The following is a 1,350-nucleotide window of genomic DNA, read 5'->3' on the forward strand; positions in this document are numbered from 1 at the left end:
TCGGAAGCTCGGAAGCTCGGAAGCTCGGAAGCTCGGAAGCTCGGAAGCTCGGAAGCTCGGAAGCTCGGAAGCTCGGAAGCTCGGAAGCTCGGAAGCTCGGAAGCTCGGAAGCTCGGAAGAAGCAAGCCCCCTCCCCCGCCAGCCGGCAAGCCTCTTTTTGCGCCGCCACGCAAGGATCCGCCCGACATATCCCGGAAAGCGCCGCGCCCTTCGCGCCGGTCACAAATCGAGGATCGGCCGAGCCCGTTCGACCAGTTCGGTCGAGCCGGCGAGATAATCGAGTTTCTGCCGCAGCCCGATCGCCTTCCAGTCGATCGTCGCCACGCCACCGAGCCGTTCGACCACCGGCAATCCGCCCATCACGTCCCAGCTGCAGACGCCGAAGCCGAGGCTCGCATCGACCTGGCCCGCCGCCAGCATCAAAAATGCAGCCGCCGTCGAGCCGCAATGCCGATAGGTCATGTCGAGCTCGCTGCGGATGAAGCGCAGCGCCGCCAGTTCGCGCTCGACCGGCGTGTCGGCGCTGAAGCCGACCGCGACGACGCCGCGGCGACGGTCGAGCGGCGGCAAAGGCGGCAGTTTCACGCCGTTCAGCAGCACCTCGAGATCGCGTCCGCCCGACACCGTCTCGCCGCGAATCGGCGCGTGGATGACGCCGAACACCGGCAAGCCGCCGGCATAAAGCCCGATCGACACCGCCCAGTCCGGCAAGCCGCGGACAAAATTGAAGGTGCCGTCGATCGGATCGATCACCCATTGCCGGTCCGCATCCGCGCGAAGGCTCGCGCCCTCCTCGCCGCAGATCCCGTCCGCCGGATAGAGCTTTTGCAGCTCTTCCTGCAGGAAGGCCTCGACCTCCTTGTCGGCGCGGGTGACGAGATCGAGATGCCCCTTTTCCTCGACGCCGGCCGCAAGAGCGCCACTGCGGAAGTAGCGCGCGCCGATGCGCCCGGCCGCCTCGGCCAGGCCGATGAGTTCTTCCCGCATGTCGCTCGCTGCCCCCGTTTTGCCGCGCCCGGATTGCGACCGAACGCCGCCGCTGTCAAGCCGGCACGCACGGAAGGAAGGCGCTGTCGGTGCGTGCCAGTCGCGAGCTCCCGCGCCGCTCGATCCGGCGGGCCATCGCCGTCTTATCGTTTCTACATCCGGGCAACGGGAGATTTTGCCCAAAAGGAGAGCGGCGCGCGGCCGGGCTCTTCGCGGAAGGGGAGGCAGATCTCTCAGCCCGTGAGCAATTTCGAGAACTCGTCCGCGCCGCTGTTCTTCGTTCTTCGTTGTGTGTGTTTTTGTTTTGAATGCAAAAACCCCGCCGGCTTTGGAGCGCGGCGGGGTTTTTTATGGTTTCATCGT

Annotated in this window: 1 protein-coding gene; it reads right to left on the bottom strand. The window is 66.1% G+C overall.

Annotated features, from left to right (window positions below):
- Positions 1-219 precede the first annotated feature (219 nt).
- Positions 220-987 (bottom strand): inositol monophosphatase family protein, encoded by a 768-nt coding sequence (locus WFK98_RS27190; protein ID WP_336802517.1) that lies wholly within the window; start codon positions 985-987, stop codon positions 220-222.
- Positions 988-1,350: the final 363 nt, after the last annotated feature.

Source organism: Kaistia sp. MMO-174 (genome assembly GCF_037147815.1).
Lineage (GTDB): Bacteria > Pseudomonadota > Alphaproteobacteria > Rhizobiales > Kaistiaceae > Kaistia > Kaistia nematophila.

Coding starts and splice junctions, on each gene's coding strand:
- WFK98_RS27190 (WP_336802517.1), bottom strand. CDS start 987: ATGCGGGAAGAACTCATCGGCCTGGCCGAGGCGGCCGGGCGCATCGGC.